General features: G+C 51.0%; 1 pseudogene. It reads left to right on the top strand.

The features are described 5' to 3' along the window. Positions 1 to 290: pseudogene (locus QP415_RS11490) on the top strand (L-lactate dehydrogenase); the annotation flags it as partial.

Raw genomic sequence — 290 nt, forward strand, 5'->3', positions numbered from 1 at the left:
AGGTATTTGGATCTGGCACTGTGCTTGATACGTCGCGTTTGCGCTACCTGGTGTCGCGTGAAACCGGCGTGGCTACCCAGAATATTCACGCCTACATTGCTGGTGAACATGGTGACTCAGAAGTTGCACTGTGGTCCTCCGCTGAGATTGGTAATGTTCCCCTTGAGCACTGGGGGCCAACCTTGGAGGGTAAACCGTTCGATATTGGATTGCGTAAACGCATTGCTCAGGATGTTGTTGAGTCTGCCTACAAGATCATTGAAGGCAAGGGTGCGACAAACTACGCAATT

The sequence above is a fragment of the Pauljensenia sp. UMB3104 genome (genome assembly GCF_030217285.1).
Taxonomy (GTDB): domain Bacteria; phylum Actinomycetota; class Actinomycetes; order Actinomycetales; family Actinomycetaceae; genus Pauljensenia.